Source organism: Bacillus sp. Au-Bac7, assembly GCF_021341655.1.
Taxonomy (GTDB): Bacteria; Bacillota; Bacilli; order Bacillales; family Cytobacillaceae; genus Niallia.
In genome coordinates this window covers 96,794-123,095 of the sequence record NZ_JAJTTG010000009.1, presented here as the reverse complement: position 1 = coordinate 123,095, position 26,302 = coordinate 96,794, and the positions used below count along the sequence as shown (strand labels likewise).

Below are 26,302 nucleotides of genomic sequence, written 5' to 3'. Positions count from 1 at the left end.
GTATGTGGATGCTGACGTCATTTCACAAGACGCTGCAGCCAATACAAAAGTGCTTCGTTTTGAAGTTCAGGATTTAAGCGGAGAAACCAATATCCAATTAGCCATGTCTTATGGAATGAGTCATGTAGTCAGAATGGTATTTGATGAAAGCTCCATTTCTGTTGATGATGAAGGAGAAAATCCAGGCACAATACCAGGTGAAGGCGAAGGAGAAAATCCAGGCACAACGCCAGGTGAAGGCGAAGGAGAAAATCCAGGCACAACACCAGGTGAAGGCGAAGGAGAAAATCCAGGCACAACACCAGGTGAGGGCGAAGGAGAAAATCCAGGCACAACACCAGGTGAAGGTGAAGGAGAAAACCCAGGCACAACACCAGGTGAAGGTGAAGGAGAAAACAGTCAATTTGTAGATGGTGAGTATCAATTAGATTACAGCATTTTACATGCATTGCAAAATGAAAAATCAATGGCAGATCAATATTTCACAAAGCCTGGTAAAGTGACATTAAAAAATGGTAATGCAACTGTTCAAGTAGAATTCAATGACTATATTACAGAGTTTAAGATTAACGGTAAAGAAGCTGAAATTATTAGCCAAAGTGCTGGGAAAACAGTTGTGCAATTTGCTGTTGCTGATTTGACTGGACTAACTAGTGCAGAAATTCATGTTGAAGTTCCGGCAATTGGCTACGATCATTGGTATACCGTTCGCTTTGACTATGATACTAGCAAACTGCCAACAAAATCCGGAGATAATGGAAACGGTACAGGCGGGAACGAAGAAGGAAATGGCAATGGAAATGAAGAAAAGCCTGAAGAAAATCCAGGCAATGTAGATGAAGATAAAGAAGATGGCAAAGGTGATAAAGGCGAAAATACTGTCTTAAAGGATGGAGAATATACGGTTGATTATTCTGTATTACATGCAAGTAATAATGAAAAATCAATGGCAGATTCTTATTTCGTTAAGCCAGGAAAACTAATTGTGAAGGACGGCAAAGTAGTTGCTAGACTGACAGTTAACACAGAATTTATCACTGAATTCCTTGTAGGATCTAAAGCTGTAACGGTAATCAGCAAATCTGGCAATTCCACAGTAGTAGAATTCCCTGTTGCAGATTTAGCTAATCCGACTGTTGGTAATATTCATGTTGTAATTCCTGAGTTGAATTATGATCACTGGTATGAAATCCGCTTCTTATTTGATGTGTCAGATCTTCCGGTCGAAGGAATTGACAATGATTTTGACCAGATTAATCACGAAGACACTAATGCAGAAGATGGTACTACAGACAATGGTGAAAATCTTGAATTTAACCGAGATGGTGACACAACAGCTGATGAAACAAAAACAGCAGAAACTACCAATAAAGTTATCAATGCAAAAACTGGAGATACAGCACAAATAGCATTATATCTATCATTACTGCTTATTTCCCTTGCCGTGTTGGTAAGAAAATATCGCAAACGCTCATTTTAAGATATTCTGCGAGATTGAGCAATCAATCTCGCGGAAACTGTATTTGCTTTAACTCAGGGAGGAGAAATATGAAATACGTTAAGACATGTTTATTTGTATGCATATGTCTTCTGCTTGCAAGCTGCTCTAATAACAGTAGTGATGTGTCCAGCAATAAGCCGGCAGAAAAACAACCGGAAGAAACAGTTGTTGCCACTACATTAGCAGTTGCTGAAATCATGGATAAGCTGGAAGTAGATTTAGCAGGAGTGCCGACAACACAATATACTCTGCCTGAAAGGTACAAGGATGTAACGGAGGTTGGCAATCCGATGAGTCCTGATATGGAAATCATTAAATCTCTTAACCCTTCAGAAGTTCTGTCTGTAACAACTTTGGAATATGACTTGAGCGAAAAGTTTGAGAGCATGAATATTCCGGCCTCTTTTGTGAATTTGGAAAGTGTCGATAATATGATTCAGTCTATCACAGAGCTTGGCGAAAAATATGAAAAAACCGATAATGCAAAGAAGCTTGTTGACTCGATTCAATCAAAGGTTGCAGAAATGGAGGAGCAGACAAAGGATAAGGAGCAGCCAGTTGTGTTGATATTGCTTGGTGTGCCTGGTGCCAGTTATCTTGTGGCCACAGAAAATTCTTATGTCGGCAATTTAGTGGAAGTAATGGGCGGGAAGAATGCCGTTGAAGATCAGGCCGCAGAATACATATCTGCAAATACGGAGTTTCTACAGCAAACCAACCCAGATATAATTTTACGCTTATCACATGGGGTGCCAGATCAAGTTGCCAAAGAATTTGACAAGGAATTTGCGGAAAATGATATTTGGAAACATTTTAATGCAGTGAAAAATGGAAGAGTGTACGACTTGGAAGAGCCGTTATTCGCTACAACTGCTAATTTAAACATCACGCAGGCATTAGACCAGCTATTGGAAATGATGTATGAGTAGCAAAGGAAGAGATACATGAATAAGAAAATTATCAGTTTTATTATCGTAATTATGGCGCTGATTGGAATAACTGTTTACTCTGCTGCAAAGGGGAGCATCTCCGTTAGTTTAATGACATTGGTAAATGGAGTTCTGCACGGTAACAACGAAGAAGTTAATGTCATTGTCGATCTCCGGTTTCCGAGAATTATCGTCGCCCTCCTTACAGGAGCGATTTTGGCAGTTTCCGGTGTTCTTTTTCAATCTGTCATGAGGAATCCACTGGCAGATGCAGGAATTATGGGGATTTCAGCCGGTGCAAGCTTTTTTACGTTATTTGGATTGTTATTTTTGCCAACGCTGTTCATCAGCAGCACCCTATTTGCCTTTTTAGGAGGAGCGGTATCTTGCTTTATTATTTATCTGCTTTCCTGGAAATCTGGATTGAAGCCTTTAAGGGTTATTCTGACAGGTATCGCAGTGAGTGCTATGTTCACAGGGTTGAGAGAAGCTCTCATTAATATTTGCGCCTATTTTAATATCACTGTTGGAGCATCGAACGCATCAAATTTAACAATGAAAACTTGGGAAGATGTTGAGTTAATTGTCCCCCTTGGATTAATAGGTATCCTGCTCGCGTTACTAGTAAGCCCATGGTGTAACCTGCTGAAATTACAAGATAAGAAGGTTGTCCAATTAGGAGTTAATATTCAGCTTGTCCGGATTATTATTTCTGTGATTGCTGTATTTCTCGCATCTGTGGCAACATCTATCGCAGGTATTATTATCTTTGCCGGATTGATTATTCCCCATATATCAAGACAGCTAGTCGGGACAAATCATCATATTCTTATTCCTTTTTCGGCATTGGCAGGAGCTTTTCTGATATTAACTGCCGATACGTTTGGAAGACTTTTGATTGCTCCCCTAGAAATTCCTGCCTCGACAATCATGGCAGTAATAGGCGGTCCATTTTTGATCTTTTTGCTGAGGAAAGGGGATAAATTAAATGGAGTTTAAAGGCCTGTCTTTCTCCTATGACCAAGGAAGAGCCTTTATGGAGGAATTAGAAGGAAGGATAGAAAAGCATAAAATAACGACAATCATTGGTCCAAATGGCTGCGGAAAATCAACCTTGTTATCACTTTTAGCAAGAGGTCAAAAACAAACTGCTGGTGCCATCACCTTGGATGGTAAGGATATACATTCCTATAAAGCGAAGGATTTTGCCCGAAAAATTGCGATGGTTAACCAAACAAACCACATCTCAGAGGATATGACAGTCCAAGAGCTAATACAGTTTGGGAGAATACCTTATAAAAAGATTTGGAAACAGGACAATGAGGAAGATACAGATGCAATAGAGTGGGCACTTGCATGCACCAAACTGCAAGACTTCAAGGATACACCTGTGAGTGCATTATCCGGAGGGCAAAGACAGCGTGTCTGGATAGCGCTGGCACTTGCACAAAAAACAGAGATATTATTTTTAGATGAACCAACAACCTATTTGGATATCTATCATCAACTAGAATTACTGTCATTAATTAAAGAATTAAATACTGTTCACGGCATTACAATCGTTATGGTTCTCCATGATATGAACCAGGCGCTCCGATACTCCGATTTGGTCATCGTTATGAAGGATGGGGCAATAAAAGCTTATGGGCGTCCGGAACAAGTGATTACACAGGAAAAAATAAAAGAAATTTATGATGTTCATATAGTCGTTAATGAGGATGACGAAACAGGTTTATATATCGTTCCGTTGAGCATTTGAGAAAGGAAGGGAAACAATGAGTGCAAAGCTGATAATCCAACGAATAATTACCATCATGGCCGTTCTAGTCTTTGTTTACTCAGTCTATAAACTAGTTCCTCCTTTATATGATTACTACACAAACAGAAAAGTGCTGGAAACGGTGCAGGAAATCTATAAACCTAATCAAACGTCGGACGAAAGCTTACAGCCAACATCCATCCGCTCCTCATTTGATCCATTGCTGGAAATTAATGAAGATATGGTCGGCTGGATAACAGTTGATGATACAAAAATAAATTATCCTATCCTACATTCCTCTGATAATGAATTTTATCTGACCCGAAATTATAAAAAAGAAGAAACACGTGCTGGCAGTATCTTTTTGGATTACCGAAATGATAAAAAGCTTGAAAACAATAAAAATACCATAATTTACGGACATAGAATGAAGGATGGTACGATGTTCAGCGGTTTAAAGAAATATTTAAATGAGTCCTTTTTTGAAAAACATAAAAAAATTCACTTAGATTCTTTATATGAAGGCTATGAACTGGAAGTCTTTTCTGTTTATCAAACTACAACGGATTTCTATTATATTGAAACAGATTTTTCTGCAGACAGTGAATATCTTGATTTTGTTGATTTATTGCAGGAGAAATCTTTGTATGATACAGAAATGGAGTTTAGTCCGGAAGATCGAATTGTTACATTATCAACATGTGATTATGCGATTGATTCACTGGAAGGAAGGCTGGTTGTTCATGCCAAGCTGGTGAAAAGGAGTTGATACAAATCTTGCTTAACAAAAAAATAGGAAAGTATATGTCTATATTGAGTATAGGTTTCCTGCTTGCAGCATGTGGAAAAACAGGCGGAGAAACAGCAGAGTCGAGTGCTGATTCTATAGCTGTTACTGATTTTGCAGACCGTACTGTAACATTTACGGAAGCACCGGAAAAGGTAGCGGCTTTGGGCAGTGGAGATGTTGATTTAATGAATGCATTTGGAGTAGAAGTAGTTGGGAAACCAACACTTTCAGACGAAAGCAAGCTTGAAATCGCAAAGGACGCTGAGCAAATTGGAACAACACATGAAGTTAACTATGAAAAAATCGCACTGCTTCAGCCGGATGTTGTGTTAGCAAATGTTGGCTTTAATCAGGAGGATGTGCCGACAATTGAAGGGCTAGGTACGAAAGCAGTTTTGACAGAAGCAAACTCTATTCAAGATATTAAAAAGCAGATTACTCTTTATGGAGAAATGCTGCAAAGTACAGATAAAGCTGATCAGTTGATAAAGGAATTGGATGCAGACTTAAAGGCTGCTAGTTCCGCTTTAAAAAATTCGGAAAAACGTGTGCTTCTTGTTTATGGTGCACCAGGCACGTATATGGCAGCATTGCCAAATTCATTAAGCGGTGATTTCTTAGCAGCGGCAGGAGGGATAAATGTAGCAAGTGATTATCCTGCCTTAGAAAAATTCCCGCAATATGCACAAATAAATACAGAAAGAGTTGTGGAAGCAAACCCGGATGCCGTTCTCTTAATTACACATGGTGATGCAGAGGAAATTAAACAAGGCTTTCTAAAAGAAATGAAACAAAATGCTGCTTGGAATACATTAGATGCTGTTAAAAATGACAGAGTAGAAATCTTGCCTGCCGATTTATTTGGCACAAATCCAGGTACAAGAGCAGTTGACGCTGTTCAATACTTGGTTGAATTGTTAAATCATTTGGAGTGAGCATGTTGGAATATGTAGAAAGAAAGAAAAAACGAATGGCAGTCCTTGTGAGTCTCCTATTATTGCTGCTTATTGCCATATATGCAGGCTTATCATTTGGCGCAGTTTCTGTGTCCTTTAAGGAGTTATGGAGTGTGCTCGCATCAGGTGGAGAAGGTGTGTATGAAAAAATTGTATACAATCTCCGTCTTCCGAGAGTTATTGTCGGCTTATGTGTTGGAGCATGTCTAGCTGCATCAGGAGCATTGCTGCAAGGGGTAATGAGAAACCCGCTGGCAGATCCAGGTATTATCGGAGTTTCGTCTGGCGGTGGCTTGTTCGCTATCATCACAATGGTTATATTTCCACAGTACAGCTATTTATTGCCGTTTATTGCATTTATCGGGGCCTTTTTAACAACCGTTTTGATTTATATGTTTGCTTGGGATAAAGGCGCATCACCGGTAAAGATTATACTGGCAGGTGTGGCAATGAATGCAGTGCTTGGAGCAATTATGAATGGAGTAATGGTCTTGTACAGCGACAGAGTCCAATCTGTAATTGGTTGGCTGTCGGGAGGGTTAAACGGGCGAAGCTGGTATCATGTTGATATCATCTTGCCGTATACAATCATTATGCTGCTTGTCAGCTTGCTCGCCATTAAACCTGTTAATATATTGATTTTAGGAGATGATGCAGCGAAATTATTAGGACAAAATGTAGAGTTAATTCGCATGCTGATTATTCTGCTCGCCTCTTTTTTAGCAGGGATTGCCGTCAGTGTTGCCGGTTTGATTGGGTTTGTTGGATTGGTGGTTCCCCACATCATACGCCTTCTTATCGGAGAAGATTATCGGTTTTTGCTGCCTTTTTCCATTATTGGCGGAGCAGCCTTAGTTGTCATTGCGGATACGGCAGCACGAAGCTTGTTTGATCCAATTGAATTGCCTGTCGGTATCTTGCTTGCAGCACTAGGTGGTCCTTTCTTCATCATTTTGCTGCGTCGAAGGAGGATATTGTAATGACAGTGTTAAAATCAGAGGATTTGAGGTTTGCGCAAGGGAAATTTCGTCTCCATGATATTAACCTTGAATTTCCACAGGGAAAAATGACAGCAATTGTTGGTCCCAATGGTTCAGGGAAATCGACACTATTAAAACTTTTTGCACGGCTCTTAAAAACAGACAGCGGCAATGTGACATTGGACAATCAGCTCATTCTTAAATATAAAAGAAAAGAGTATGCAAAGAAAATTGCCATGCTTCTGCAGGCAAAAGAAATAATGCCAAATATTACGGTGAAAGAATTAGTTGCCTATGGGAGAGTTCCATTTCAAAAGCTTGCCGGAACTGCTTCAGCAGAAGATAAAGAGATTATTGCGTGGGCAATAAAAGAAACTGGGTTAGAAAAAATGGCCGATCGTATGGTAGGACATTTATCTGGCGGGGAAATGCAACGAGCGAGGATTGCCATGGCGCTTGCCCAGAAAACACCGGTTTTATTGCTTGACGAACCAACTACTTATTTAGATATTACCCATCAGCTGGAGCTGATGAAACTTTTAACAAGAATAAATAAAACGTATCAGATTACTATCATTATGGTATTGCATGAGCTGCAATACGCAGGGGCTTACAGTGATAACTTGATTGTTATGAAGGATGGCGCAGTCTATCAAACTGGAAAACCGCAAAGTATTTTAACAGCTCAATTGCTAAAAGACGTGTATGAAATTGATGCAAGAATAAAATTTGAAAATAATTATCCTATTATTATCCCAAACTACGAAATTTAGGAGGAAGAAAATATGTATATTGTAACAAACACGGTAAAGGTTAAAGAAGGATTTGCAGAAGGATTTATCGAGAGATTTAACAGAACTGGAAAAATTGAAGAAAAAGCAGGATTTATCGGATTAGAAGTACTGTTGACTGCTGGGACAACAGATTATGAGGAAATTACTATCGTCACTAGATGGGAAAACAAAGAAGGCTTCTTAGGCTGGGTAGGAAGTGAGGAATTTAAAGAATCACACGCACATAGAGGCGGTGTTCCTGAATTCATTATTGAAAACAAAACTACAAAATATGAAGTGAGAGTGCAACGGAAGCCGATTATTAAAGAGGTTGCTGGCAACTAATGAGGAAAAAGAGGAGCTGTGAAGGCTCCTTTTTCTTTTGTCTTTAAGCTATCTGTCATTGGCAGTAAAAGCAATCATTTCTCTAAGGATTGAAAACGCTTTAAAAAAAGTGGTGGAAAATTAGGTAATGTTGTATGATAATAGACAATAAGTCTAATAAAGGAAATTATCCTGCACATAAATTTAAGCGCTTACATTTTTTGGAGGAGCAACCATGTCAAATAATAAACAGGAAGTATATGGTTTTCGGTTTTTAGACACATTGAATCAATCATTTTATCAGCTGTTTGCTGTAGGAAACCAAAGTATTACAAAGGAAGCTTATCATTGGAATGGATTAACACGTAAAGATGGTCCGCTTTTTTTGTTCCAATATACACTCGAAGGCTGTGGTTACATTGAAATAGAAGGAACTCTCCATAAATTAGAAAAGGGAACCGGCTTTATGGTCGAGATACCAAGCGACCATCGTTATTTTTTTCTGGAAAATAATTCGAATTGGGAGATTCTATTTATTATGTTCCGTCCTACCAATATTGAAGCAGAATGGCAAAGGGTCGTGTCTAATATTGGCTCTGTTTTTTCTATGTCAGAGGACAGCTCGCCGATTCGTTTCTTAAAAAGGATTTTTGCCAGTGCTGCGAAAAACCACATAACAGATGGCTTTCGGGCCTCTGCGATTGTCTATGAGTTTGTTATGGAACTGTTCAGACATCAAGTATCTGCGAAAAAGGCAAAACAGTCATGGCCCCTGCCAGTAGCAGAAGCTGCATCTTATATGGAGGCATCTTACCAGTGCTTGCAAAGCTTGGAGGAAATAGCGGATAAAGTTAATCTTTCCAAGTATTACTTTACAAGACTATATAAAAAAACAACAGGATACACACCTATTGAGTACTTAACAAAGATTAGGATGGAAGAGGCAATCAGGCTTCTAAGAGAGACGGATATGACAATGGAGGCAATTGCTCAGGAGCTTGGCTACTCGACGGGCAGTTATTTCATTAAAGTATTTCATCAGTGGATTGGTATTTCGCCAGGTGAATTTCGTTTGGCGACAGAACATGCTTATTTACATCAATTAAAATTAGATTAACATAGCAATATATTACATATATAAGCAAAAAGTTATCGTAGATGTGCTGTATGCGTTTCCTTTAAGATTAACTTATAAATCGCGAAGGATGTGAATAGTAATGAATCATCATCGTTTTGCCCAGACTCCTCCACTAGGATGGAACAGCTGGGATTGTTACGGCGCTTCTGTAACAGAAGAGGAAGTTAGAGGAAACGCTGAATATATGGCAACGCATTTAAAGGAGTCTGGATGGCAATATATTGTTGTAGATATCCAGTGGTATGAGCCTGGTGCGAACTCCTCTATGTATCGTCCATTTGTTGAACTGGAAATGGATGAGTTTTCCCGCTTAATTCCTGCAGTCAATCGGTTTCCTTCCGCTGCCGACGGAAAAGGTTTTAAGGAGCTTTCGGATTATGTACATAGCCTTGGCTTAAAATTCGGCATTCATATTATGAGAGGGATACCAAGGCAAGCTGTTCATCAGAATACGCCTATTTTAAACTCTGTTCATACAGCCCGCGATATTGCTCATCCTAATTCTATCTGTCCATGGAATACTGATATGTACGGAATAGATGCGAGCAAGGAAGGGGCACAAGCATATTATGATTCGCTGTTTAAGCTGTATGCTGAATGGGGAGTCGATTATGTAAAGGTCGATGATATTGCTGCATCAAAGCTTTACAACACACATGTGGATGAAATCGAGCTGATCAGAAAGGCGATTGATCATTGCGGCAGAGACATGGTTTTAAGCCTTTCGCCAGGACCTGCTCCATTAGAGTTTGCAGACACATTGCGTGATAATGCGAATATGTGGAGAATGACAGATGATTATTGGGACCAATGGGAGCTTTTGTACGATATGTTTGATAGATGCGAGAAGTGGAGCGGTCTTTCGGGACCAGGCTATTGGCCGGACTGCGATATGCTGCCATTAGGGCATATTGGCATTCGCTCCGTTGATGGAGGGGGAGCAGACCGCTGGACAAGATTTACAAAAGATGAACAGGTTACGATGATGACTTTATGGTCGATTTTCCGTTCACCGCTTATGTTTGGCGGAGAGCTTCGGGATAATGACAGCTGGACACTGTCATTGCTTACAAATAAAGATATGCTGGAACTAAACCAAAAAGGTTCTCACAGCAGACTTTTGTTTAGAGAAGACAATAAAGTTGTCTGGACTGCCAATGGTCCTGAAGATGCTGTTTATGTTGCTCTATTCAATATTGGTGAAGCACATTGTGAAATAGAGGTTTCTTTAGAGGAATTAGGGGGGGACAGTTCTTCTACAGTGAAGGATGTTTGGAGCAATGAAGCCACTTCCAATAAAGAAAAAATCCAAGTAACTCTTGCACCCCACAGCAGTAGACTATATAAAATAACATAATAGCAAAAAGGCTGAACATAATCGTTCAGCCTTTTTGCTTATTGTTTTACGACAGGAACTGCCGCAGTTGAATCTCTGATGATTATTTCTGGTTCATAGACAATCGATGGGGCAGGTTTGCTTTTCTTTTCAACAGCAGCGACAATCCACTTGGCCGCCTCTTCACCCATTTTCATTTTTGGATGGGTAATAGAGGTTAGTTTGACTTCTGAAGCTTCTGTTAAAAAAGAATCGTCAAAGCCTAGAATGGAAATGTCATTAGGAATAGATAAGCCCATTGTGCGCAAAATGCTGATTGCTTTAATCGCAAGCTGGTCATTATAGCAAACAATCGCAGTCGGCCTGTCTTCTCTTTTTAAAATTTCCTGCAAAGTTTCCAAGGATTTGTCTTGGTCTTCTGTTGTAAAGTTAATGATCATATCCTGAAAGAAAGGAACGGAATGATCTTTGTATGCTTGAATGAAACCTTTCATCCGGTTGACACCTTGCAAATCATCTGTTTTAAAAAGGCCGATGATTCGTTTATGTCCAAGCTTAATTAAATGCTCTGTAGCGATATACCCACCCTTTTCATCATTGACGATTATATAAGGCGGGGCAAGCTGGGAGTAGAACTGATTAATCATTAAATACGGAATCTTATTTTGCTCTAATTCCAAATAATAGCTGATATTAGGGTTGAAATTACTGCTTTTTGTCGGTTCAACAATCAGGCCGTCAATATTGCTACCAAGCATAGTCTGCAAGCTTTGCTTTTCTTTTTCAATATCATTATCCGTACATGCAAAGGTTAAGGAGTAGCCTTTTGTCGATAGATAAGATTCAATGCCTTTGATAATAGAAGGGAAGATGTAATCAGAAATATAAGTGGTAATTACCCCGATATTCTTTGTGCGTTTCACTGCTTGACCAGCAGAATTTGTACTTGTATTTCTGTCGGAGCAGAACGTTCCGGCACCTTGTTCTCTGTACAGCCATCCTTCATGAACCAAATCTCCAATTGCTTGGCGAATGGTATGGCGGCTTACGCCAAACATTTTGACAAGTTCATTTTCAGAATGAATTTTTTCTCCTGGTTTTACTTTGCCTGTTGTAATCCATTCGGTAATTTGTTCTTTTACCATGTTGTATTTTGTTTGTTGTGCCACACTATCACCACTTTCTCGCGTTTCCATATCTGTAACTTATACGTACAAAATTAGATATAGAGATATCGTACCAAAAAACACCGAAAAAAACTATCATTAAATTTTTTACCTAATGCACTTGGAGCAAACACCTTTCAGCTTATAGGAAAAAGGGTGTTTTCGTACAAGTGAATGTATGCAAGTTGTTCTCCATTTCAGCGAAAAAGAATAATACATGTCTAGAAATGTAAAAGGAATTCAGTTGACATGTACGAACAACTAGCATAAAATTTTTATTATAGAATGCGCTTACATAGAAGGATGCTTAAATTGCAGTTACTGCTTATAAATAAGAGATAGGGAAGTGAAGCTAAAATGACAGTTGAAGCTTTTCATTTAAGGCAAGTGAGAATTACGGATGGCCCGTTTAAACATGCGATGGAATTAAACAGAGATTATCTGTTGCAGCTCAAACCAGATAAGCTATTGTCCAGATACAGACAATATGCAGGGTTAGAGCCGAAAGCAGATCATTATAAGGGCTGGGAAGAACAAGGAATTTCCGGCCATACGCTTGGACATTATATTTCTGCATGCTCTATGATGGCAGCTGCAACAGGTGACAGCAGATTTAATGAAAGAACAGCATATATAATTGACGAACTAGCGCTTTGCCAACAAGCGGACGGAACAGGTTTAATTTGTGGCATACCGAGAGGGAAAGAGATTTTTCAGGAAGTAAAAGAAGGCAAAATCTATTCTCAAGGCTTTGACTTAAATGGAGGATGGGTGCCTTTATACACCATGCATAAAGTGTTTGCTGGTTTAAGAGATGCGTATATTTACACAGATAATGAAAAGGCGCTTCAAGTGGAAATAAAGCTGGGACTTTGGCTTGAGGACATGGTTAGGGGTTTGTCTGAAGAGCAGATGGATGAACTGCTTAAATGTGAATTCGGGGGAATGGCAGAGGTTCTTGCTGACTTGGCAGTCCATACTAGTGACGACCGATTTTTTGCTCTTTCAGAAAGATTTTATCATAAAGAAGTATTAAGTCCATTAGCAGATAGAAGGGATGCTTTAGCTGGAAGGCATGCTAACACACAAATACCGAAAGTGGTCGCTGCGGCACGGCAGTACGAAATCTCCGGCAACGAAATGTACAAGGAAATTTCTGAGTTCTTTTGGGACACTGTCGTTCATGAGCATTCCTATGTAATTGGAGGTAATTCACTTAATGAGCATTTTGGCGAAGCTGGCAAACTGAATGACCGCCTCGGTGAAAATACGTGTGAAACATGCAATTCATACAATATGCTGAAGCTTACAAAGCATCTTTTCAAGTGGAAACCTACAGCTGAAGAAGGCGATTACTATGAGAGAGCTCTTTACAATCATATACTTGCATCACAAAATCCGCATGATGGTAGTGTCTGTTATTTTGTGTCACTTGATATGGGCGGACATAAAAAATACAACTCTAAGTTTGACAGCTTTACATGCTGTGTAGGATCTGGGATGGAAAACCATGCGAGCCATGGCAATGCCATTTATTTTCATGATGAAAATAAACTGTATGTTAATCAATATATACCTTCTCGTCTTGACTGGGATAACATGGGGGTTATTGTCGAGCAAAAAACAGAATATCCACAGAATGGCAGAATTAGAATAGAACTGTCTTGCCAAGAGGAAAAGGCTTTTTCTCTCTATTTAAGATATCCTTACTGGGCGGTTAGTGGAATGGAAATTTCAATAAACGGTGAACAGTACCAGCATGATAATCAGCCTGCGAGTCTTATTGAAATAGAAAGAGTTTGGCAGGATGGAGACGTGCTGGATATTCATATACCAATGACACTTCGCAAGGAAGCAATCCTGGATAATCCAGACAGAGTCGCTTTTTTACACGGGCCGATTGTGCTTGCAGGAGATTTAGGGGAGATAAGTGACGCACAGGTTACGAAGGATTTATTATTTACACCGGTCCTTGTGACAGATGATGATCCAATTCATGCAATAGTCGCTACTGCTGATGCAGAATACAGGCTGGATGGCATCGGCAATCCTCGTGATGTGAAGCTATTGCCGTTTTACCTTCTGCATGACAGAAGTGCGACTGTTTATTGGGATGTGTTTACAAAAGATAAGTGGCAGGAAGCGGAGAAAGTTTATAAAGAAGCGCTTCAAAAGGAACAAGCGCTGCAAGAAAAAACGCTTGATTTCGTTCAGCCTGGAGAAATGCAGCCAGAGCGCGACCATCAGTTTGAAGGAGAGCATGTCGGAATTGGAACTGTGTCTAACCGGAAGTACCGCGACACATGGCCGAATGGGCATTTCAGATTTAATCTGACAGTCTTGCCAAACGAAAATAATAGTCTTATAGCAGCTTATACAAAAAATGAATGGAACAGCATGAAGGAATTTGATGTGTTAGCAGATGACAGGAAGCTTGCCGACGGAAAGATAGAATGGGAAGAAATGAGTCAATTTGTATACGTTAAATATGAGATTCCTAGTGTGGCAACAGACAGAATTTCCATTACATTCCGGGCACATCCAGACAAAAGGGTGCCGAAAGTTTTTGAGCTAAGGACAATTAAGGGCTAAATCATACAAGTTGAAAATAAATAAAAAATTTTCAAAAAAGAGATTGAAATAATTTCAATAGATGTTAGAATTACATTATAGTTATACGTACAAGTTGATAAAAGTTATCTGGTTGTAAGGATGAATGAGAAATGTTGATGAACAGAGACAACAGGCTTCTTGTACGTATAAAGATTTTAAAGAAGTAAAGGAAGAACTAGACAGATACATTTAAATATCTCAATTTTGAAAACGCATACTTTAGCTAGGAAGGAGAAATACACATGGCAAAGTACTCAATAGGAGTAGATTATGGAACCCAATCAGGCAGGGCGGTTCTTGTAGAGGTAGGAACAGGCAGAGAGGTAGCTACTGCCGTTAAGGAATATACACATGGTGTAATGGACGAGTATTTACCTGACGGAAAGACGAAGCTGGAACATGACTGGGCCCTTCAGCATCCTGCTGATTATTTAGAAGTTTTGCAGATTACGATACCAGAGGTTTTACAGAAAGCTAATGTTTCAAATGAAGATGTTATTGGGGTTGGGATTGATTTCACTGCTTGTACGGTCCTGCCGATTGATAAGAACGGCATTCCGCTCTGCTTCTTGCCAGAGTTTAAGCAAAATCCTCACAGCTACGTGAAATTATGGAAGCACCATGCAGCTCAAGATGAGGCAAACCGTCTGAATGAAATTGCTGCACAGCGGGGAGAAACATTTTTACAGCGCTATGGCGGAAAAATTTCGTCTGAATGGGCAATCCCGAAAATCTGGCAAATTCTTAATGAAGCACCAGATGTTTATGATGCCGCAGATCAAGTGCTAGAAGCAACTGATTGGGTTATTTCCGAATTGACAGGAAAGATTGCGCGAAACAGCTGTACTGCAGGCTATAAAGCAATCTGGCACAAACAAGAAGGCTACCCAAGCAAAGAATTCTTTAAGGCGCTAGATCCACGCTTGGAAAATGTTGTAGAAGAGAAGCTGTCTACAGATATTCATTCCATTGGTTCTAAAGCAGGGGAAATCACAGAAAAAGCTGCAAAATTAACAGGCTTAAAACCGGGGACAGCAGTTGCAGTTGCAAACGTGGACGCCCATGTTGCTGTGCCGGCAGTAGGAATAACAGAGGCAGGTAAGCTGCTGATGATTATGGGTACATCAACATGCCACATCTTGCTTGGTGAAACAGAGGAAATTGTACCAGGAATGTGCGGAGTGGTCGAAGATGGAGTTATTCCAGGCTTTCTAGGATATGAAGCCGGCCAATCTTGCGTTGGAGACCATTTTGAATGGTTCACAGAAAACTGCGTACCGGAAAGCTACCAGAAGGAAGCGGAAGAAAAGGGCTTGAACATCCATCAGCTGTTGACAGAAAAAGCCAGCAAGCTGAATGTTGGGGAAAGCGGACTGCTTGCTCTTGACTGGTGGAACGGGAACAGATCAACACTTGTTGATGTTGACCTGACAGGAGTATTGCTTGGTGCCACTCTTTTAACAAAGCCGGAAGAAATTTATCGTGCCTTAATTGAAGCAACTGCATACGGCACAAGGATGATTGTGGAGACATTCCGTAATAGCGGGGTGCCAGTCAATGAGGTTTACGCAGCAGGAGGCATCGCGGAAAAGAATACCCTTATGATGCAGATTTATTCAGATGTATTGAACATGGATATTAAAATTTCAGCATCCTCCCAAACACCAGCTCTTGGAAGTGCAATGTTTGGTGCTGTCGCAGCGGGTAAGGAGCGCGGGGGTTATGACCATATTAATGAAGCGGCTCAAGATATGGGAAGAATTAAGGACCATATCTATCAGCCTATTGAAAACAATGTCAACGTTTATGAGAAGCTTTTTGATGAATATTCCCGCCTATATGATTATTTTGGTCGCGGTGAAAATAATGTGATGAAAACACTCAAGCAGATTAAAAAAGAAGCTGCACTTGAGGGCAAGGAGGGAAACTATGTTAGAGAAGCTTAAGCAGGAAGTATTAGAAGCTAACCTGGCGCTGCCTCAGCATAATTTAGTAACTTTCACTTGGGGGAATGTAAGCGGTATCGACAGAGAAAGCAATCTTGTAGTCATTAAGCCAAGCGGTATCCCTTATTCACAGCTGAAAGCAGAAGACCTCGTTGTCACTGATTTGGATGGAAATATTGTGGAGGGGAATTTAAACCCTTCCTCTGACACACCGACACATCTTGCTTTATACCGTGCATTTCCAGAAATCGGCGGGATTGTACATACACATTCGCCTTGGGCAACAAGCTGGGCTCAGGCAGGCAGAAGAATTCCTGCATTAGGAACAACACATGCGGACTATTTCTATGGTGAGGTGCCTTGTACAAGAAAGCTGACGGAAGACGAGGTCAACCGAGCTTATGAGCTGGAGACAGGCAATGTCATCATTGAAACAATTCGAAAAGAGGGCATTGACCCGAAAGCACTCCCAGGGATATTGGTGACAGGCCATGCCCCGTTCTGTTGGGGAAAGAATGCAGATAATGCGGTCCATAACGCTGTCGTCCTGGAGGAGGTAGCTAAAATGGCCCTTCATACATTGCAGTTAAATCCAGATGTAGAGTGGATTGATCAGTATTTGCTTGATAAGCATTACTTAAGAAAACATGGTGCGAATGCCTATTACGGACAAAAAAGCGAAGAAACAAAACAAAAAACATCCAAATAAAATAACTAGGAGGAATTAATGTGTTAAATACAAGAGAGTACGAATTCTGGTTTGTTACGGGAAGTCAGCTGTTATACGGTGAAGATGTATTAAAGCAAGTGGAAGAGCATACGAAGACAATGGTAAACGGTTTAGATTCCTCGTCTTCTTTAAGCTATAAATTAAGATTTAAGGCGGTTGTGAAAGATGCTGATTCAATCAGAAGACTTGCTTTAGAAGCAAATGCTAATGAATCCTGTGCTGGTATCATCACATGGATGCACACTTTCTCTCCATCTAAAATGTGGATTGCCGGTCTTTCGGCCTTGCAAAAACCTTTATTGCATTTTGCTACACAATACAACAGAGATATTCCATGGGAATCCATTGATATGGATTTCATGAACCTTAACCAATCAGCACATGGTGACAGGGAGCATGGTTTTATTGGAAGCAGACTGCAACTGAACAGAAAGGTTATTGTCGGACACTGGGAAAATGAAGAAATCCGCGGACGAATCGGCAGCTGGATGAGAACTGCTGTTGCTTTCTCTGAAAGCAAAGCTTTGAAGATTGCTAGATTCGGAGATAATATGCGTCAGGTTGCCGTGACTGAAGGCGACAAAATTGAAGCGCAGATTAAGCTTGGCTGGACAGTGAACGGCTACGGCATCGGAGATCTTGTAGCGAAGATGAATGAAGTAACGGATGCAGACCTCGACGCTTTGATGGCCGAGTATGAAGAAAAATACGATATCGTACCAGCAGGTTTAGAGGAAGGCTCAATCAGAGACTCCATCCGCGAACAAGCAAAAATTGAATTAGGTATGAAAGCATTCCTGGAAGAAGGAAATTATACGGCTTTTACAACAACATTCGAAGATTTGCATGGTATGAAGCAGCTGCCTGGTCTTGCTGTGCAAAGACTGATGGAACAAGGCTACGGCTTTGCAGGTGAAGGAGACTGGAAAACAGCAGCGCTTGTCCGCTTAATGAAAATAATTGCCGGCAATGAAGGAACATCCTTTATGGAAGATTACACATATCATTTCGATCCAGAAAATGAAATGGTTCTCGGCTCACATATGCTGGAGGTATGTCCGACAATTTCGGCAACAAAACCGAAAATCGAGGTTCACCCGCTAGGTATTGGCGGCAAGGAAGATCCTGCCCGCATCGTGTTTGATGGAAGAGGAGGATTAGCATTAAATGCTTCTATCATTGACCTTGGCCACCGTTTCCGTCTGCTTGTAAACGAAGTGGATGCGATTCAGCCAGAAGAGGAAATGCCGAATTTGCCAGTGGCAAGAGTGTTATGGAAAACGCAGCCATCATTAAGCCAAGCAGTAGAAAACTGGATTCAAGCAGGCGGAGCCCATCATACATGCTTCTCTTATGTTGTATCAACAGAACAGCTTAGAGACTTAGCAGAATTAGTAGGTATTGAACTCGTTGTTATTAACAATGACACAAACTCTATTTCATTTGAAAACGAGCTGCGCTGGAATGATGTGTATTACCGTTTGAAAGGATAAGAAAATTCATCTATTAAGACGGAACAAAACAACAGCATGATAAGTCAGAACTTCCATGACAATTCTAGATTTTTTTAGAACAATGGAGGTTCTGACTTCAGCTCTTTTATCACAACGATAAAGATTAGCGGGAATGTTAACGAAGTACATATTCTGTAAGCGAATCAATAAGGAGGAGAAGATAGCATGGGGAATACGGTAATCATTAACGCGGACGTAAAAAAAGGAAAAATTAATAAAAATATTTACGGTCATTTTGCAGAGCATTTAGGCAGATGTATATATGAAGGAATATGGGTTGGAGAGGAATCGCCAATACCGAATACAAAAGGAATAAGAAATGATGTATTAGCAGCGCTAAAAAAAATTAATATTCCAGTCTTAAGATGGCCAGGCGGCTGTTTTGCAGATGAGTACCATTGGAAGGATGGAATCGGCCCAAGAGAAGACCGCAAACGAATGGTTAATACACATTGGGGCGGCGTCGTTGAAAACAACCATTTCGGAACACATGAATTTATGCTTCTGTGCGAGCTGTTAGGGACTGAACCGTATATCTGTGGAAATGTTGGCAGCGGCACTGTCCAAGAAATGTCAGAATGGGTAGAATACATGACATTCGAAGGAGAATCTCCAATGGCAAATTGGCGCCGCGAAAACGGCAGAGATGAACCATGGCAGCTGACTTATTTTGGCGTCGGCAATGAAAACTGGGGCTGCGGCGGAAATATGAGACCAGAATATTATGCGGATCTTTATCGCCGTTACCAAACATATGTCAGGAACTACGGAGATAACAAAATTTATAAAATTGCAGGCGGAGCAAATGTCGATGATTATAACTGGACAGAAGTGCTCATGAAAAATGCCGGCCACTTGATGGATGGGCTTAGCCTTCATTATTATACAATTCCGGGAGACTTTTGGCTTGGTAAAGGCTCAGCACTAGACTTCCCTGAGGATGAGTGGTTCATTACGATGAAGAAAGCCATTCATATGGATGAGCTCATTACAAAGCATGGCAATATTATGGATAAATATGATCCTGATAAACGTGTTGGCATGATTATTGATGAGTGGGGCACATGGTTTGATGTAGAGCCGGGAACAAATCCAGGCTTCTTGTATCAGCAAAATACGATTCGTGATGCACTCGTCGCAGCACTGCATTTTAATATTTTCCATCAGCATTGTGACCGTGTCCAAATGACGAATATCGCACAAACAGTGAACGTGCTGCAAGCGATGATTTTGACAGAAGGCGAAGAAATGATTCTTACGCCGACATATCATGTTTTTGATATGTACAAAGTCCATCAAGATGCTGAGCTTTTAAGTGTGGATGCGCAAATTGGCAGTTATGAACATAACGGAGAATCCCTTCCGCAAGTAAGTGTGACTGCATCGAAGGATTCTGCTGGCCAGGTTAATGTGAGCTTCTGCAATATCGATCATGTAAACGGCAGCTCATTCGAATTGGATTTACGCGGACTGACCGAGGCGAAAGAGGTGTCTGGTACAATCCTGACAGCAGATGCAATGAATGCTCATAATACATTTGATGCGCCAGAAACAGTTAAGCCAGCTGCATTTACAGATGTGTTAGTAAACGGAAGCAAGCTGTCTGTGAATATTCCACCGATGTCTGTAGTGACATTGGCTATAACAGGAGCTTAAAAACATGATGCAAAAGAATGCATGCAAGGGCTGTGTCGAGAGTGTAATAGTTTCAGAGGAAGTCATTGAGGAGCTGCTTAAAGAGGCAGCAGAAACACCGGAAAAGCTTGTGCTTGATTCAGTCTATCAAGAAAGGCTGAGCATTTGCCGAGACTGCACTTCTTTACAATACGGGACGACTTGTGCCTATAGCGGATGTATTGTCCGCTATAGAGCAAAGTTTAAAAGAAAAGCATGCCCGAATATCGGAAACCCTAAATGGTCTAAAGTTGTATAAAGCTTATCTTTAAAAAACTTTCAAGAAGAAAGGAAGTAAAGCACATGACAGCGAATAAAGCAAAGATGATTCTAGAAAAGGATTTTAAAGTTGGAGAAATTGACAATCGGATTTATGGCTCATTCATTGAACATCTCGGTAGGGCTGTGTATGGAGGTGTCTATGAACCGAATCATCCGGAAGCGGATGAGAACGGTTTCAGGAAAGACGTTATCCATTTAGTTAGAGAACTTCAAGTGCCCCTTGTCCGCTATCCAGGCGGTAACTTTGTGTCCGGCTATAATTGGGAAGATGGTGTTGGTCCTGTTGAAAGCCGCCCGCGCAGATTGGATCTGGCTTGGAGAACGACAGAGACAAATGAAGTAGGTACAAATGAATTCATGAAATGGGCAAAACTGGTAGGTGCAGATGTAAACATGGCAGTCAACCTTGGGACAAGGGGAATTGATGCTGCCAGAAATCTTGTTGAGTATTGCAACCATCCAGGAGGTTCCTATTACAGTGATCTTCGTGCTGCGCACGGGGTGAAGGAACCATACAATATTAAAACATGGTGCTTGGGAAATGAAATGGATGGTCCTTGGCAAATCGGCCATAAGACTGCAGCAGAGTATGGAAGAATTGCTCAAGAAGCAGCCAAAGTGATGAAATGGGTCGATCCGTCCATTGAGCTGGTAGCCTGCGGCAGCTCTCATCGCAATATGCCAACATTTGCAGATTGGGAAGCAACAGTGCTTGACCATACATATGACCATGTTGATTATATTTCCTTACACCAATATTACGGAAATCAGTCTAATGATGTAGCCAATTATTTGGCTTTATCACTCGAAATGGATGACTTCATCTCCTCTGTCATCTCGATTGCAGACTATGTAAAAGCAAAAAAACGAAGCAAAAAGAAAATAAATCTGTCCTTTGATGAGTGGAATGTCTGGTACCACAGCAATGAAAACGACAAGTTGATCGAGCCTTGGAGCATCGCGCCGCATCAGCTTGAAGACGTTTATAACTTTGAAGATGCTCTGCTTGTAGGCTGTATGCTGATTACGATGTTAAAGCATGCAGACAGATTGAAGATTGCTTGTTTAGCACAGCTTGTAAACGTTATTGCGCCAATTATGACAGAGGATAATGGGCCAGCATGGAAACAGACTATTTTCTACCCGTATATGCATACATCTGTTTACGGAAGAGGAGTATCCTTGAATCCAATTATCTCCAGCCCGAAATATGACAGTAAGGACTTTACAGATGTCCCATTTTTAGAATCAACAGCCGTATATAACGAAGAACAGGAACAGCTGACTATCTTTGCTGTGAATCGTCATTTAGAAGAAGGTCTCCTGCTTGAATGTGATATTCGCAATTTTGAAGGGTATCAAGTTGTCGAACATATCGTTTTAGAAAACGATGATATCAAGGCGGAAAACAGTGCCGAAAAACAGCGCGTAGAGCCGCATACAAATGGGAATGCCGAATATAAAGACGGAATTATTACAGCTGTTTTGCCAAAGCTGTCCTGGAACGTAATCAGGTTAGAAAAACGATAATGCGCTATTAAACTAATAGCTGCTAGCGGAAGGGATAGATTATATGAACATAACAGTAGAAGCATATGGGAAAATCGGCGATAAAGCCGTAGATCAATACAAACTGACGAATGATAACGGAATGGATGTTACGTGTATCAACTACGGCTGCATTATTACAAGCATAGTAACACCAGACAAAAATGGCAGCTTTGAAAATATTGTTCTTGGATACGATTCACTTCAAGAATACGAGCAGGATTCCTACTTTTTAGGAGCGGTTGTCGGCAGGATAGCAGGCAGAATTAAAGGAGCTGGTTTTGAACTGGATGGCAAGCAGTATACACTTGCCAAAAATGACGGAGCAAACCATCTGCACGGAGGAGTAAAGGGCTATAACAGAGTCGTTTGGCAAGCGGAGCCAATAGAAGAGGACGGGGCAGTTGGCGTTAAGTTTACTCATACAAGTCCTGATGGTGACGAAGGCTATCCAGGTGAGCTGAGGCTAACAGTATCCTACTTGCTCAATAATGATAACGAATTAAGCATTACTTACGCAGGTACAGCAGATCAAAAAACAATCGTCAATTTAACAAACCACTCTTACTTCAATTTAAGCGGAAATCTTAAAAGAGATGTCCTAAACCATAAGCTGACAATAGCTGCTGACCGTTTTCTGGAATTGGATGGAGAACTGATTCCCACAGGTGTCCTAGCAAACGTGGAAGATACAGTTTTTGACTTTAGGGAAGGACGACTTATTGCGTCTGGTGCTGAATCAAGAGATGAACAAATATCACTTGCAGGTGGCGGCTATGATCATCCATTCCTTTTGAATAAAGAGAAGACGGACGAAATTCTGTTAACGGAAGAAGAGTCAGGCAGAACTTTGACAATCAGTACAGATGAAGCTGGTGTTGTGTTATATACTGGCAATCAAATTGACGAGTCCAGCAGATTTTTTGAAGTTCCGGCAAAACGATACCATGGACTTTGCCTAGAAACACAAGGACTTCCAGATGCAATCAATCAACCTGAATTTCCGACATGGGTAATGGAGGCAGACGAGGAATTTAAAAGAAAAACAACTTACACTTTTGGAACATTATAATAAATAAACACGTGGACTTGGCGGGTGTTAGAGGAGGAGTTTGCAATGGAAAATTTTGTTGCCGAAATTCATGATCTATTTAAAACATGCAGCTGCGGAAATCATCATAATGACATACCGATTGAAACAATTATGGCAGAGAACGGAGCTCTGAACAAAGTAGCTTCCTTCCTGGCTGAAAAGTCTTTTGGCAGTCCGAAAATCGTTGCTGACAGCAATACGATGACTGCGGCGGGAGATAAATTGACAGAGCTGCTTAACTCAGCAGGTTTAGCGGTAACATCCTGTGAAGTAACTCCAGATGAGAACGGAGATGTAGTAGCAGATGAAAAGGCACTTGTTCAAGTGCTGCTTGAAACAGGGAGAAACAGCGATTGTATGATAGCAGTCGGTTCAGGGACAATTCATGATATTACCCGCTTTTGCAGCGCTACATTAAATATACCATTCATTTCTATACCTACTGCACCTTCCGTTGATGGATTTACTTCACTGGGAGCGCCGCTCATTGTTAGGGGTGTGAAGAAAACATTTCAAATGACATCACCTATAGCAGTATTTGCTGATATTGATGTCTTAAAAAAGGCACCGAAAGAGATGATTGCAGCAGGTGTCGGCGATATGATTGCCAAGTACACGTCTCTAGCTGATTGGAAGTTTGAGCGTTATGCAGCGGATGTTCCTTATTGTGAGCTTTCTGCTGAATTAACTCAGCTCGCATTGGATGAATGTGTTGCCAATATCGAAAAAATAGCGAAAGCAGAGGACGAAGGTATCACCATCTTAATAGAAAGTCTTATCAAGTCAGGCATCGCCATGCTTGTCTTCGGGCAATCACATCCAGCTTCAGGAGGAGAACATCATTTATCTCATTATTGGGAAATGGACCTTTTGAAAAACAATCGTCCCCAAGTCCTGCATGGAGCGAAGGTTGGCGTTACTACTATATTGTTAAGCTCCATATATAAGAGTGAGTTTCTTAATGAACTGGACAATATATTAGAGAATGGCGAAATACAAGAAAAGCATGGTAAAGTGTTGGCTAATTTAAGAGAGAATAAAGACAAAGTGAAAGAAATACTTGAAGCGATACCTGATCCTGAAAGCACTAAAAGGCTGATTGAAAATTTAGGTGGGCCAGTTTTGCCAAATGAACTAGGCATCTCGGAGTCATTAGTGCACGACAGTCTAAAACATGCCCACCATCTTAGAGACCGTTACACAGTCTTGAAGTTTTTGAATGTAGTGTTACAAACAGAGTATGATTTTGCGGCAAAAGCATAATACAAAAAAACCTGCTGTTTAAAACAGCAGGTTTTTTTGTATTATGAATGGTTAACTTTTGAATATCTATCCAAAACTGTTGTGAAAATAAGTACCAAGAATCATTTTCAATAAAAACAAAAATAAATAGAGGAAAACACCTTTATTTGTAAAATATTTAGGTTGGTAGACAATTTTTTCAGTATTTACAGCTCTTATTCACTATTAATAACAAAAATGCACCAGAGATAGACAGGAAACCTATCCTTTTTATCTCTTTATCTCCAAAAATATGAAAAAATAAAGAGGAAAACGGTTGACTGAAAGCGTTATCCGTATTATGATGTAATCATAAATTATCAAAACATAACCAAAACATAACAACAAGATGATGATAGTATGAATAAGTTTTCCCAATATATTTATGAACTGCAGTATCAGCAGACAGAATAAAGTGAGAAGGGAAGCAATACAATCAACTTATTAGCTGTTCAAACAGCCGAAATAATATCTGGAGGAGGAAATGAAGATGTCTACAGTTACAGCAGAAAAACTGAAAAACTATATTAATGGTGAGTGGGTTGAAAGCAATACTTCTGTTTACGAAGAGGTATTTAACCCTGCTACAAAAGAAGTCATCGGTCGTGTTCCTATTTCCACTAAGGAAGATATTGAGCAGGCAACAGAAGCTGCAAAGGCAGCATTTGAAAAATGGAAGAATGTCGCGGTGCCAAGAAGAGCTAGAATATTATTCAACTATCAGCAGCTGCTTATGAAAAATAAAGAAGAGCTGGCAAGGCTGATTACAATTGAAAATGGAAAAAACTTAACAGAGGCTTTGGGAGAAGTACAAAGAGGAATTGAGAATGTAGAATTTGCAGCAGGTGCACCAACATTAATGATGGGTGACTCACTTGCTTCCATTGCAACAGATGTTGAAGCGACAAACTATCGTTACCCAATCGGTGTAGTCGGCGGAATTGCACCATTCAACTTTCCAATGATGGTGCCATGCTGGATGTTCCCAATGGCAATTGCTCTTGGCAATACTTTCATCTTAAAGCCATCTGAGAGAACACCGCTGTTAACAAGAAGATTAGTAGAGTTGTTCACAGAAGCAGGATTACCTAAAGGGGTATTCAATGTAGTTTATGGAGCACATGATGTTGTAAACGGCATCTTGGAGCATCCTGAAATTAAAGCAATCTCTTTCGTCGGCTCAAAGCCGGTTGGTGAGTATGTTTATAAAAAAGGTTCAGAGAACTTAAAGCGTGTTCAAGCACTTACAGGTGCAAAAAACCATACAATCGTCCTGAATGATGCTAACTTGGAAGAAACAGTCACTAATGTTGTTTCAGCTGCATTCGGTTCAGCTGGTGAACGCTGCATGGCATGTGCTGTCGTTACAGTAGAAGAAGGCATTGCAGATGAGTTTATGGCTGCATTAAAAGCGAAAACAAGCAGCATCAAAATTGGAAACGGCTTGGAAGACGGTGTGTTCTTAGGTCCTGTTATCAGAGAGGAAAATAAACAAAAAACATTAGGTTATATCGAAAAAGGTATTTCCGAAGGCGCAAACTTGATTGCAGACGGTCGACAAAATGCTCCAGAAGAAGGATATTTCGTTGGACCAACAATCTTTGATAATGTCACAACAGATATGACAATCTGGAAAGAAGAAATATTTGCTCCTGTATTGTCCGTCATCCGTGTGAAAAACTTAAAAGAAGCAATTGATATTGCGAACCAATCAGAGTTTGCTAACGGTGCCTGCTTGTTTACATCCAATGCATCTGCCATTCGCTACTTCAGAGAAAATATTGATGCAGGTATGCTTGGCATTAACCTGGGAGTACCAGCGCCGATGGCATTCTTCCCATTCTCAGGCTGGAAGTCTTCTTTCTACGGAACACTTCATGCAAACGGCAAGGATAGTGTAGATTTCTATACTCGCAAAAAAGTAGTTACAGCAAGATATTTGGCACCGACTTTTGATTGATAGATAGAA

The 26,302-nt window shown here is 40.5% G+C and carries 22 protein-coding genes; 21 read left to right on the top strand and 1 reads right to left on the bottom strand.

The genetic code is table 11. The features are described 5' to 3' along the window. The 11 genes from LXM54_RS20950 to LXM54_RS20900 form a co-directional block, all read left to right on the top strand. Window positions 1-1,480 (top strand): NEAT domain-containing protein (locus LXM54_RS20950; protein WP_233317183.1); only part of this gene is annotated, 1,480 nt, incomplete at its 5' end. Window positions 1,481-1,548: 68 nt separating this feature from the next. Further along, window positions 1,549-2,430, top strand: a complete 882-nt coding sequence (gene isdE / locus LXM54_RS20945) for a heme ABC transporter substrate-binding protein IsdE (RefSeq protein ID WP_233317182.1) — start codon at window positions 1,549-1,551, stop codon at window positions 2,428-2,430. 15 nt (window positions 2,431-2,445) lie between these two features. Next, entirely contained in the window at window positions 2,446-3,429 is a 984-nt protein-coding gene (locus tag LXM54_RS20940; protein WP_233317181.1) for a FecCD family ABC transporter permease, read from the top strand. Then, window positions 3,419-4,189 (top strand): ABC transporter ATP-binding protein, encoded by a 771-nt coding sequence (locus tag LXM54_RS20935; RefSeq protein WP_233317180.1) that lies wholly within the window; start codon window positions 3,419-3,421, stop codon window positions 4,187-4,189. The genes LXM54_RS20940 and LXM54_RS20935 overlap by 11 nt, the downstream gene beginning before the upstream one ends. A gap of 16 nt (window positions 4,190-4,205) precedes the next feature. After that, complete coding sequence (gene srtB, locus LXM54_RS20930; protein ID WP_233317179.1) at window positions 4,206-4,958, top strand: class B sortase; 753 nt, start codon at window positions 4,206-4,208, stop codon at window positions 4,956-4,958. Window positions 4,959-4,966: 8 nt separating this feature from the next. Further along, complete coding sequence (locus tag LXM54_RS20925) at window positions 4,967-5,914, top strand: ABC transporter substrate-binding protein (RefSeq protein WP_233317178.1); 948 nt, start codon at window positions 4,967-4,969, stop codon at window positions 5,912-5,914. 2 nt (window positions 5,915-5,916) lie between these two features. Beyond that, window positions 5,917-6,915 carry a FecCD family ABC transporter permease gene (locus LXM54_RS20920; protein WP_411410690.1) on the top strand — a complete coding sequence of 333 codons (999 nt, stop codon included), beginning with the start codon at window positions 5,917-5,919 and terminating at the stop codon, window positions 6,913-6,915. Next, window positions 6,915-7,688: an ABC transporter ATP-binding protein gene (locus LXM54_RS20915; protein ID WP_233317177.1), complete on the top strand. Its 774-nt coding sequence runs from the start codon at window positions 6,915-6,917 to the stop codon at window positions 7,686-7,688. The genes LXM54_RS20920 and LXM54_RS20915 overlap by 1 nt, the downstream gene beginning before the upstream one ends. Window positions 7,689-7,700: 12 nt before the next feature. Then, window positions 7,701-8,033 carry a heme oxygenase gene (isdG, locus tag LXM54_RS20910; protein ID WP_233317176.1) on the top strand — a complete coding sequence of 111 codons (333 nt, stop codon included), beginning with the start codon at window positions 7,701-7,703 and terminating at the stop codon, window positions 8,031-8,033. Window positions 8,034-8,247: 214 nt separating this feature from the next. Further along, window positions 8,248-9,129 (top strand): helix-turn-helix transcriptional regulator, encoded by an 882-nt coding sequence (locus tag LXM54_RS20905; RefSeq protein WP_233317175.1) that lies wholly within the window; start codon window positions 8,248-8,250, stop codon window positions 9,127-9,129. Window positions 9,130-9,229: 100 nt separating this feature from the next. Beyond that, window positions 9,230-10,507 carry a glycoside hydrolase family 27 protein gene (locus LXM54_RS20900; RefSeq protein ID WP_233317174.1) on the top strand — a complete coding sequence of 426 codons (1,278 nt, stop codon included), beginning with the start codon at window positions 9,230-9,232 and terminating at the stop codon, window positions 10,505-10,507. A gap of 38 nt (window positions 10,508-10,545) precedes the next feature. Here the strand turns inward: LXM54_RS20900 and LXM54_RS20895 are convergent, their stop codons facing one another. Then, window positions 10,546-11,655 carry a GntR family transcriptional regulator gene (locus LXM54_RS20895; RefSeq protein ID WP_282581422.1) on the bottom strand — a complete coding sequence of 370 codons (1,110 nt, stop codon included), beginning with the start codon at window positions 11,653-11,655 and terminating at the stop codon, window positions 10,546-10,548. Window positions 11,656-12,009: 354 nt separating this feature from the next. On the opposite strand from LXM54_RS20895, the gene LXM54_RS20890 reads away from it, so the two are divergent. The 10 genes from LXM54_RS20890 (at window position 12,010) to iolA (ending at window position 26,293) form a co-directional block, all read left to right on the top strand. Then, window positions 12,010-14,244: a glycoside hydrolase family 127 protein gene (locus tag LXM54_RS20890; RefSeq protein WP_233317173.1), complete on the top strand. Its 2,235-nt coding sequence runs from the start codon at window positions 12,010-12,012 to the stop codon at window positions 14,242-14,244. A gap of 263 nt (window positions 14,245-14,507) precedes the next feature. Then, complete coding sequence (gene araB / locus LXM54_RS20885; protein WP_233317172.1) at window positions 14,508-16,211, top strand: ribulokinase; 1,704 nt, start codon at window positions 14,508-14,510, stop codon at window positions 16,209-16,211. Beyond that, window positions 16,195-16,920 carry an L-ribulose-5-phosphate 4-epimerase gene (gene araD / locus LXM54_RS20880; protein WP_233317171.1) on the top strand — a complete coding sequence of 242 codons (726 nt, stop codon included), beginning with the start codon at window positions 16,195-16,197 and terminating at the stop codon, window positions 16,918-16,920. The genes araB and araD overlap by 17 nt, the downstream gene beginning before the upstream one ends. Before the next feature lie 20 nt (window positions 16,921-16,940). After that, on the top strand, window positions 16,941-18,434 hold the full coding sequence (araA, locus tag LXM54_RS20875; protein WP_233317170.1) for an L-arabinose isomerase: 1,494 nt from the start codon (window positions 16,941-16,943) through the stop codon (window positions 18,432-18,434). Between the two features lie 186 nt (window positions 18,435-18,620). Then, complete coding sequence (locus tag LXM54_RS20870) at window positions 18,621-20,111, top strand: alpha-N-arabinofuranosidase (RefSeq protein ID WP_233317169.1); 1,491 nt, start codon at window positions 18,621-18,623, stop codon at window positions 20,109-20,111. Between the two features lie 4 nt (window positions 20,112-20,115). Further along, window positions 20,116-20,388, top strand: a complete 273-nt coding sequence (locus LXM54_RS20865; protein WP_233317168.1) for a DUF6171 family protein — start codon at window positions 20,116-20,118, stop codon at window positions 20,386-20,388. Window positions 20,389-20,432: 44 nt separating this feature from the next. After that, window positions 20,433-21,941: an arabinosylfuranosidase ArfA gene (gene arfA / locus LXM54_RS20860; RefSeq protein WP_233317167.1), complete on the top strand. Its 1,509-nt coding sequence runs from the start codon at window positions 20,433-20,435 to the stop codon at window positions 21,939-21,941. Between the two features lie 43 nt (window positions 21,942-21,984). Then, on the top strand, window positions 21,985-23,031 hold the full coding sequence (locus LXM54_RS20855) for an aldose epimerase family protein (protein WP_233317166.1): 1,047 nt from the start codon (window positions 21,985-21,987) through the stop codon (window positions 23,029-23,031). Between the two features lie 45 nt (window positions 23,032-23,076). Next, window positions 23,077-24,315, top strand: a complete 1,239-nt coding sequence (locus LXM54_RS20850) for a sn-glycerol-1-phosphate dehydrogenase (RefSeq protein ID WP_233317165.1) — start codon at window positions 23,077-23,079, stop codon at window positions 24,313-24,315. Window positions 24,316-24,823: 508 nt separating this feature from the next. Further along, window positions 24,824-26,293, top strand: a complete 1,470-nt coding sequence (gene iolA, locus LXM54_RS20845; RefSeq protein WP_233317164.1) for a methylmalonate-semialdehyde dehydrogenase — start codon at window positions 24,824-24,826, stop codon at window positions 26,291-26,293. Window positions 26,294-26,302 lie beyond the last annotated feature (9 nt).

Coding starts and splice junctions, on each gene's coding strand:
- LXM54_RS20915 (WP_233317177.1), top strand. CDS start 6,915: ATGACAGTGTTAAAATCAGAGGATTTGAGGTTTGCGCAAGGGAAATTT.
- LXM54_RS20905 (WP_233317175.1), top strand. CDS start 8,248: ATGTCAAATAATAAACAGGAAGTATATGGTTTTCGGTTTTTAGACACA.
- isdE (WP_233317182.1), top strand. CDS start 1,549: ATGAAATACGTTAAGACATGTTTATTTGTATGCATATGTCTTCTGCTT.
- LXM54_RS20850 (WP_233317165.1), top strand. CDS start 23,077: ATGGAAAATTTTGTTGCCGAAATTCATGATCTATTTAAAACATGCAGC.
- LXM54_RS20865 (WP_233317168.1), top strand. CDS start 20,116: ATGATGCAAAAGAATGCATGCAAGGGCTGTGTCGAGAGTGTAATAGTT.
- LXM54_RS20855 (WP_233317166.1), top strand. CDS start 21,985: ATGAACATAACAGTAGAAGCATATGGGAAAATCGGCGATAAAGCCGTA.
- LXM54_RS20890 (WP_233317173.1), top strand. CDS start 12,010: ATGACAGTTGAAGCTTTTCATTTAAGGCAAGTGAGAATTACGGATGGC.
- isdG (WP_233317176.1), top strand. CDS start 7,701: ATGTATATTGTAACAAACACGGTAAAGGTTAAAGAAGGATTTGCAGAA.
- LXM54_RS20870 (WP_233317169.1), top strand. CDS start 18,621: ATGGGGAATACGGTAATCATTAACGCGGACGTAAAAAAAGGAAAAATT.
- srtB (WP_233317179.1), top strand. CDS start 4,206: ATGAGTGCAAAGCTGATAATCCAACGAATAATTACCATCATGGCCGTT.
- LXM54_RS20940 (WP_233317181.1), top strand. CDS start 2,446: ATGAATAAGAAAATTATCAGTTTTATTATCGTAATTATGGCGCTGATT.
- LXM54_RS20920 (WP_411410690.1), top strand. CDS start 5,917: ATGTTGGAATATGTAGAAAGAAAGAAAAAACGAATGGCAGTCCTTGTG.
- LXM54_RS20900 (WP_233317174.1), top strand. CDS start 9,230: ATGAATCATCATCGTTTTGCCCAGACTCCTCCACTAGGATGGAACAGC.
- arfA (WP_233317167.1), top strand. CDS start 20,433: ATGACAGCGAATAAAGCAAAGATGATTCTAGAAAAGGATTTTAAAGTT.
- iolA (WP_233317164.1), top strand. CDS start 24,824: ATGTCTACAGTTACAGCAGAAAAACTGAAAAACTATATTAATGGTGAG.
- araD (WP_233317171.1), top strand. CDS start 16,195: ATGTTAGAGAAGCTTAAGCAGGAAGTATTAGAAGCTAACCTGGCGCTG.
- araB (WP_233317172.1), top strand. CDS start 14,508: ATGGCAAAGTACTCAATAGGAGTAGATTATGGAACCCAATCAGGCAGG.
- LXM54_RS20935 (WP_233317180.1), top strand. CDS start 3,419: ATGGAGTTTAAAGGCCTGTCTTTCTCCTATGACCAAGGAAGAGCCTTT.